This is a genomic window from Brevibacterium sp. LE-L (assembly GCF_050214925.1).
In the GTDB taxonomy this organism is placed as follows: domain Bacteria; phylum Actinomycetota; class Actinomycetes; order Actinomycetales; family Brevibacteriaceae; genus Brevibacterium.
Genome location: NZ_CP189759.1, coordinates 4,186,570 through 4,194,401 on the forward strand (window position 1 = coordinate 4,186,570; position 7,832 = coordinate 4,194,401).

6 protein-coding genes are annotated in these 7,832 nt (G+C 65.4%); 3 read left to right on the top strand and 3 right to left on the bottom strand.

From position 1 onward, the window contains the following. Nucleotides 1-23 precede the first annotated feature (23 nt). A complete protein-coding gene (locus tag ACQE2J_RS18845; RefSeq protein WP_135537547.1) occupies nucleotides 24-1,439 on the bottom strand; it encodes an iron-sulfur cluster-binding domain-containing protein in 1,416 nt (471 codons plus the stop codon). Beyond that, the gene (locus ACQE2J_RS18850; RefSeq protein WP_240689588.1) at nucleotides 1,436-2,686 is read right to left on the bottom strand and encodes an aromatic ring-hydroxylating oxygenase subunit alpha; all 1,251 of its coding nucleotides are present in this window, start codon (nucleotides 2,684-2,686) and stop codon (nucleotides 1,436-1,438) included. Before ACQE2J_RS18850 ends, ACQE2J_RS18845 begins: the two co-directional genes overlap by 4 nt. Before the next feature lie 248 nt (nucleotides 2,687-2,934). On the opposite strand from ACQE2J_RS18850, the gene ACQE2J_RS18855 reads away from it, so the two are divergent. Both ACQE2J_RS18855 and fdhA read left to right on the top strand, forming a co-directional pair. Beyond that, nucleotides 2,935-3,867 carry a LysR family transcriptional regulator gene (locus ACQE2J_RS18855; RefSeq protein ID WP_135537549.1) on the top strand — a complete coding sequence of 311 codons (933 nt, stop codon included), beginning with the start codon at nucleotides 2,935-2,937 and terminating at the stop codon, nucleotides 3,865-3,867. A gap of 257 nt (nucleotides 3,868-4,124) precedes the next feature. Continuing rightward, nucleotides 4,125-5,339, top strand: a complete 1,215-nt coding sequence (fdhA, locus tag ACQE2J_RS18860) for a formaldehyde dehydrogenase, glutathione-independent (protein ID WP_135537550.1) — start codon at nucleotides 4,125-4,127, stop codon at nucleotides 5,337-5,339. A gap of 216 nt (nucleotides 5,340-5,555) precedes the next feature. Here the strand turns inward: fdhA and ACQE2J_RS18865 are convergent, their stop codons facing one another. Continuing rightward, entirely contained in the window at nucleotides 5,556-6,062 is a 507-nt protein-coding gene (locus ACQE2J_RS18865) for a MarR family winged helix-turn-helix transcriptional regulator (RefSeq protein WP_426936841.1), read from the bottom strand. 432 nt (nucleotides 6,063-6,494) lie between these two features. Here ACQE2J_RS18865 and ACQE2J_RS18870 point away from each other — a divergent pair, with 432 nt between their 5' ends. Continuing rightward, complete coding sequence (locus tag ACQE2J_RS18870) at nucleotides 6,495-7,697, top strand: IS110 family transposase (protein WP_135541428.1); 1,203 nt, start codon at nucleotides 6,495-6,497, stop codon at nucleotides 7,695-7,697. The last annotated feature ends 135 nt before the right edge of the window (nucleotides 7,698-7,832 follow it).

Below are 7,832 nucleotides of genomic sequence, written 5' to 3' on the forward strand. Positions count from 1 at the left end.
CGACTGTGCCCGAACCGACCGGTTCAGGCGTCGATGACGAGGTCGGACTTCGCCGTCGAGCAGCACGGCAGGAACTTGCCCGCGTCGATCTCTCTGGCGCGGATGCCGCCCTGATGATTCATCTCGACGTCACCGTCGAGCTTGATGGACTTGCAGGAGCCGCACATGCCCTCCTGACAGTTCGCGGGAATCTTCACTCCCGCCTTCCGCGCGGCCTGGAGCACGGTCTCCTCATCCCCGATGCGGACGTTGAGACCCGAGCGCACGAACGACATCGTGTGCTCCCCCTCCCCCACAGTAGGCAGGACGGCGGGGTCGACGACGGCGGTTTCGTCATCTTCGTTCGAATCCGTCGCCGAGGCGGGGCTCGGCTCCTCGTCGGGCACGACCGCCTCGGCATCGACGGCTTCGATCGGCGCACCCGTGGCTTCGATCGGACCGTCGGCGTCGTACTCGGGCTCGTACATGTCAAGCGCGGCCGGCTGGGACTCGTAGTATTCCTCGGTCGACGCCGCGATCTCCTCGGCGATCTCACCGGCGATGGCGACCTCTTCGGCGTATTCGGCCCGGATCTCGCGGTCGCCGGAGAAGAACTCCATGAACACCGAGGTGTCATCGACTCCGACGGCGCGCAGCAGGTCGGTCGCCGAGTTGAGATACCCCTCCGGGCCGCAGGCGAAGACCTGCCGGCCGTTCGCGTCGGGGACGAGGTCATCGAGCAGCGATGCCGACAGCCGACCGGTCCGACCCGGCCACTCCTCGTCGCACTCCCGATCGCCGAGGCAGTAGACGACCTTGATCCGGAAGTCCACCGTGGCGAGGAAGTCGAGCTCGTCGGAGAAGGCGAAGGAGTCCGGTGCCGCACCATGGTAGACGAGGACGACATCGGCCTGGCCGGGCAGCGAATGCACGGTGCGGATCATCGACATCAGCGGGGTGATGCCGGCTCCGGCCGCCAAGAGCAGGAGACGGGCCCGGCGATCGTAGTCGGCGAGGTGGAAGGCACCGACCGGCCCGAGCATGTCCAGCGTCGTGCCGGGCCTGATGTTCGCGTGCGCCCACTGCGAGACCTTCCCCTGGGGATCCCGTTTGATGGTGATCGAGAATGTCCACGGCTCGGTCGGCGCCGAGGAGATCGAGTAGCTGCGGGACACCGGTTCCGCATGCGGTCCGTCAGCGGGGAAGTCGATGTTGATGTACTGCCCCGATCGGAACGCCAGGGGCGCACCGTCCGTGCGACGGAAGACGAAGACCATCATTCCTCCCGCCTCGGGGATGGTCTCCACGCATTCGGCCGTGAACTCCTGCGGATGCCAGGGCCCCAAGGCGGTGGCGGCTCCGGCCGGGCCGGAGGTACCCGAGAGCACGCGGTTCCACGGCATCTCCAGGCCTCGGACCCGCTGGGCCAACGGCAGCGCGGGCACTGCGGAGGATCTCATCCCACGTGCTCCCGCATCCGCTGCACGTACCAGTTGATGAAGGCCTCGACCTGGTACTCGCTCTTCATATAGGGCCCCTGCTCGTAGAACGGACTCGCCGCCCCCTGCTGGCAGAGTTCGACGAAGGCCTTGTCCTGCAGGTTCGTCTGCTTCCAGGTGTGGGTGAGCGTCTCGAGGTCGTAGTCGACCCCTTCGACCGCATCGTCGGCGACGAGCCATGTCGTGCGCACGAGGGTCTTGTCCGTGCCGATCGGGAAGACGGCGAAGGTGACGACGTGATCGGCCAGCAGGTGGAACCAGGAGTTCGGCTGCAGGTGCATCGAGCAGCGACCCAGTCGGAAGTCCGGCAGATCGCCGAGGAGCTTCTTCGAGAGCCTGCGTCCGTCGGCCGAGAAGGACTCCCCCTGCCCGTCGAGGGATTCCCGGGAGATGCGGATCCCGCCGATGCGGGTGTCGAGCTCCTCGACGACGTCATAGGGCAGTCCGTAGCGGCGGCAGCGGTACTCCAAAGCGGCCTGGGCCTGCTGGTTGCGATCCCAGACGTCTTCGAGGTGGGGCGGGATGGTCTCATCGGTCAGTCCCCAGGTCGGGAACAGCGAACAGGCGAGTTCCGGGTGACCATCGCAGTGGTAGCACTCGCGATTGTTCTCCATCACGAGCTTCCAGTTGGCCTCCTCGACGATGTTCTGCTGGTAGGCGACCTTCGTCTTCGCCAGCTCATGCGGGCCGACATAGGGCTCGAAGATCTTCGCCGTCTCGTGGAAATCCGTGGGCGGCTCCTCCGCCAGACAGAGGAACACCAGACCGGCGACGATCGTGCCGTGAGCCCGCTTGAGCGAGTAGCAGGACTTGTCGAAGGTCATCTCGCCGGGAGCCGAAGCATGGATGAGGTCACCTTCGGGAGAGTACGTCCAGGAGTGGTAGCCGCAGACGAGGTTGCCGGTCGTTCCCTTGAGCTCAGTGAGCACGCGGGCGCCGCGATGCCGGCACACGTTGTGGATGACGTTGACGCCGCCGTCGTCGTTGCGGAGCACGATGATCGAATACGGACCGTAGTCGAGCGTGACGAAGTCACCCGGCTCGGGGATCTCAGCGACGCTGCATGCGAAGACCCAGTGCTGTCCGAACACGGCCTGCATGTCGAGGTTGAAGATGTTCGGGTCCGTGTAGAACGGCGCCTCGAGCGAGAAGCCGACCCGACGGGTGTCGAGCCGGACCCGGAACTCATCGAGCCGCTCCTCGGTGATTCCGGCGGGAAAGCCCTTCTTCGTCGGGGCCAGGTTGGTAGCAGTCAATTGTCATCTCCCTTGATGTCTGCTGGATGCGAGATACCTGCCTGCGCCGGCCCGACAACGGAATGGCGAACTCCTCATCGACGACCGCGGGGACCGTGCTTGCCGGGACCTGCTCGACTGTCACACTAGCGACCAAGATACTGCAGAAAAAGCGCGAGATTTTGTTCAGTATCGTGCGGAATGACTGCATAATGTTACTCATGATCGATCCTCGTCTGGCGACGCTGCGCACCTTCGCCGCCTGCGGCACCGTCGCCGCCACGGCCGAACTCACCGGGTACTCTCCGTCGGCCGTCTCCGGCCAGCTCAGAGAGCTGCAGCAGTCCCTGGGCATGACGCTGCTCGTCAAGGACGGGCGCGGCCTGCGCCTGACCTCGACGGGGCGCTATCTCGTGCGGCGATCCGACGCTCTGACCGCCGCTTGGGAAGACATCCGCGCCGGCGCCTTCGGGTCCGGCGACCAGGCGCCGACGCATTTCGGCATCGGAGGATTCTCGACCGCCTCGTCGAACCTCTTGGCACCGCTGGCCGCCAAGCTGCGCACGACCCGCCCCACGGTCAGCGTCCACGTCATCGAGGCTAGTCCGACGCGCTGCTTCGAACTCCTCATCGCCGAGCGCATCGACCTCGCTGTCATCGTCTCCATGCAGGGCAATGTGCAGGTCGAGGACGATGCTCGGTTCGAGAGCATCGACCTGCTCGATGATCCCCTCGATGTCATGGTCCCCGCCGACCATCCGGTCGCCGATCGCGAATCGGTGACCCTCGGCGAACTCGCCGGCGAGGAGTGGATCACCGCGAGTCCGGGATCTCCCTACCATTCGCTCTTCGTCGCCGCCTTCACCGCGGCCGGGGTGACCCCGACGGTGGCCCACGAGTCCGTCGAGTGGGAGACCTCGGCGGCACTCGTCGGTGCGGGCGTCGGAGTCAGCCTGCTGCCGCGGATGTCCAGCCTCGCCGGAGAGGCGAACGTTCGCCGTGTCCGGCTCGCGGGAACCGGCCGACTGAGCCGGAAGATCATCGCAGCGGTGCGGGCCGGCAGCCGCAGATCTCCGCTCATTCGGGAATCGATGCAGCACCTGCGCACCATGTCGCAGCACATCCTCTCGACTCGCCTGCGCGAGGACTCCTGAGCGATTCCCGGAGGACTCCGGACCGGCCAGGGGAGGACTCCGGGCCAGTTCGCGGAGGATTCCGGGCCGGTTCACGGGAGGGTTGCCGAGCGCTCGCACTGCGCCTGCATGAACTTCCGCCGAGGGTCTTGACACGGCTCTCCCACGACGGCGAGACTGCATCTACGTCTGATGTCAGACTGATATGTCAGTGGCGTCGTCCGACTCACTCACATGTCCGACAACTCCCACGCATTCGCACACATGGAGGCTCAACGATGAGCAACAAGGCAATCAGCTACGCCGGTCCCGGGAAGGTCGAAGTCGTCGACACCGAGTACCCGGACTTCGTCCTCAAGGACGGCCCGGGAGTCAATCCCGCCAACGTCGGCCGCACGGTCGATCACGGCGTCATCCTCAAGACCGTGGCCACGAACATCTGCGGCTCCGACCAGCACATGGTCCGGGGCCGCACGACTGCCCCGGAGGGTCTCGTGCTCGGCCACGAGATCACCGGAGAGGTCGTCGAAGTCGGCCGCGATGTCGAGTTCGTCCACGTCGGCGACCTCGTCTCCGTGCCGTTCAACATCGCCTGCGGCCGCTGCCGCAACTGCAAGGAGGGCAAGACCGGCATCTGCCTCAACGTCAACCCCGATCGCCCGGGCTCGGCCTACGGCTACGTCGACATGGGCGGCTGGGTCGGCGGTCAGGCCGAGTACGTGCTCGTGCCCTACGCGGACTGGAACGTCCTGAAGTTCCCGGACAAGGATCAGGCGATGGAGAAGATCCTCGATCTCACGATGCTCTCCGACATCTTCCCCACCGGCTTCCACGGTGCCGTCAGCGCCGGGGTGGGCGTGGGCTCGACGGTCTACGTCGCCGGTGCCGGCCCGGTCGGAATCGCCGCAGCCACCTCGGCGCATCTGCTGGGCGCGGCCTGCGTCATCGTCGGCGACCTCAATGAGGACCGGCTGGCTCAGGCACGCGGATTCGGCTGCGAAACGGTCGATGTCTCCCAGGGCGACCCGAAGGACCAGATCGCCCAGATCCTCGGCGAGCCCGAGGTCGACTGCGGCATCGACGCGGTCGGCTTCGAAGCCCGCGGACACGGCAAGGACGCCAGCCACGAGGCTCCCGCCACGGTGCTCAACTCGCTCATGGACATCACTCGGGCCGGCGGCAGCCTCGGCATTCCGGGACTCTATGTCACCGGCGACCCGGGAGCCCCCGACGAAGCGGCCAAGGAAGGATCGCTGTCGATGCGCTTCGGCCTCGGCTTCGCGAAGTCGCACGTCTTCGTGACCGGCCAATGCCCGGTGATGAAGTACAACCGGGGCCTCATGCAGGCGATCCTGCATGACAAGGTCTCGATCGCGAAGAACGTCAACGCGACCCCGATCCGCCTCGAGGACGCACCGCAGGGGTACGCGGACTTCGATTCGGGTGTGGCGAAGAAGTTCGTCCTCGACCCGCACGGGCTCATCACCACCTGAGGCCCCTTTCGGCCCCGACAGCTCGCCTACTGCGCTCATGGCTCCGAGCCGTGGGCACAGCGGCAAGAAGTGGTCGCAATCGGATACTTTCAAGACCTCCAAAGTATCCGATTGCGACCATTATTCTCTGCCCAGCGGCCGGATCGCCGGCCCGGCGCAGCCCTCGCCGGCCCGGTTCAGCCCTTGCCGGGCCGATTCAGCCGTCGTCGGGCCGATTCAGCCGTCGTCGGCCGCGCGGATTCCGGCGTCGAAGGCGTCGACGAAGCGAGTGAACTGGTCGAGGAAGTCCGTGACGTCGCCGTCTACGGCGTCGAGGCCTGAGCGCAGGGCCGCCAGAGATTTCTCGACATCGCCGTCGAAGGCGGCGGCCCCGCGTTCGGACGGGGAGATCAGCTGCGCCGGACTGCCCTCTTCGCGAGTGCGCTCGAGCAGGCCCTCGGCGATGGCGGCATTGATCTGCCGATTGACGGTCGACTGCTCGAGCTCGAGATCGTGGGCGATCTGCTTGAGCGTGCGTGCGCGGCCGTCGGAGAACATCCACAGGATCCGCAGGTCGGCCGTGCCGAGATCCATCTGGCTCATCTGCGCTCGACGCAGCCGCTCCAGGTCCGTGATGAGCGCGGCCATCCGCCGATCAGAGGGCAGGCTCGCCACGTCCCGACGGCGACCGTCCGCCGCAGCGCTGCTGTCTGCGCGAGGTCCCGGACTTGGCTCTCCACTCATAGATATGTATTCTACATACGACCAGGATATGTAGATTACATATTGCCTCTCCGGCGGCCCTCACCTTCAGGAAGCGAGTCCGATTTGGACGATCACGCCCCCGCTCAGCACCATCGCTCCCCCTCCGCCCCCGCACAGCACCACCGCCCCCGTTACCTTTTAAGTAGCCCCTTCATCCGTCAGGATAGAAAGGGGTCGCTGGCCTGAGGACCCCGGCATGATTGATGCCCCCAGTCATCATGATCCGGGGGGTGTAGTCACCGGGGTTCGAAGGCACCAGGGAAATCGCTGATAGGGGCCAGAACCACTGGCAGAACACATGCCTTGAGCCCGACCGTAACGTGGATGCCGAGCCCAGGAGCCATCCAGCAGTACCGGCCAGCCGAACCACAACCAAATATTCGGTCACATGAGTCGAAGAAGATGAGTGACATGATCACCAACCACGCTGACATCGACGTATTCATCGGCATCGATGTCGGCAAACACAACCACCACGCCGTCGCACTCGACCGCGACGGCAAACAGTTACTGTCAAAAGCTCTGCCGCAGAACGAAACGAAACTCCGGGCTTTGCTTGGCCGGCTGCGCAAGCACGGAACTCTGCTGGTGGTCGTCGACCAGCCCGCCACTATCGGCGCCTTGCCGGTCGCGGTCGCCCAAGCCGAGTCCATCACGGTCGCCTATCTGCCTGGGTTGGCGATGCGCCGCATCGCCGACCTACACCCGGGTGAGGCGAAAACGGATGCACGCGATGCCGCGATCATCGCTGAAGCCGCCAGGACGATGCCCCACACTCTGCGGGGTATCCGGGTGGCGGATGAGAACGTCGCCGAGTTGTCGATGCTGTGTGGCTACGACGATGACCTCGCCAAACAGGCAACGGCCACGTCGAACCGGATCCGCGGACTGCTCACCCAGATCCACCCCGGGTTGGAGACCGTCATCGGCCCGCACTTGGATCATCCCGCCATGCTGGCCGTGTTGGCGAAGTACCCGACACCGAAAGCGCTACGGCATGCCGGCAAACACCGCGTCGAGACTCTGCTGCGTAGACAGGCGCCCAGGGCGTGGAAGCGGTGGGCCGCGGCGATCTTCACCGCCTTGGACGGGCAGACCGTGGTGGTGTCGGGCACGGACGCGGCGGGACTCGTGCTGCCGCAGTTGGCGAACTCGTTGGCGCAGATACGTGCGTCGCGGGATGAGGTGTTGGTGCGCATCGAGGAACTGGTGAAAACGCATCCGCTTTTCGGGCTCCTGACGTCGATGCCGGCAGTCGGCGTCAGGACCGCGGCGAGGATCCTGACCGAGGTCGTGGGTAAGGACTTCGAATCCGCCGGACACCTCGCATCCTATGCCGGACTGGCACCAGTGACCTGGCGGTCAGGGACATCGATTCGGGGAGACCACTCGTCGCGGCGGGGGAACAAGATCCTCAAGCGGGCTCTGTTCTTGTCGGCCTTCGCGGCGTTGAAGGACCCATTGTCGAGGGCGTATTACGACAAGAAGCGCGCCGAGCATAAGAAGCACAATCAGGCGTTGATCGCGTTGGCTCGCCGTCGTTGCAACGTCCTGTACGCGATGCTTCGCGACGGTGCCTACTTCCACGCACCCGAGGCGGCGACCGCCGCCTGAACCGACCGGTCACGAAGTGCCTGACCAGTTCGGGAGACGGTTCCCGGACCGATCATCCCTGCCGTTTCGGGCCCACCAGATATTCTTGAAGAAACTCGTATCTGCCCCTTGACTTAAAACATAGGGGCACCCCCC

Excerpts from the sequence above, each read along its gene's own strand:
- ACQE2J_RS18855 (WP_135537549.1), top strand. The coding sequence starts at position 2,935 with ATGATCGATCCTCGTCTGGCGACGCTGCGCACCTTCGCCGCCTGCGGC.
- fdhA (WP_135537550.1), top strand. The coding sequence starts at position 4,125 with ATGAGCAACAAGGCAATCAGCTACGCCGGTCCCGGGAAGGTCGAAGTC.
- ACQE2J_RS18845 (WP_135537547.1), bottom strand. The coding sequence starts at position 1,439 with ATGAGATCCTCCGCAGTGCCCGCGCTGCCGTTGGCCCAGCGGGTCCGA.
- ACQE2J_RS18865 (WP_426936841.1), bottom strand. The coding sequence starts at position 6,062 with ATGAGTGGAGAGCCAAGTCCGGGACCTCGCGCAGACAGCAGCGCTGCG.
- ACQE2J_RS18870 (WP_135541428.1), top strand. The coding sequence starts at position 6,495 with ATGATCACCAACCACGCTGACATCGACGTATTCATCGGCATCGATGTC.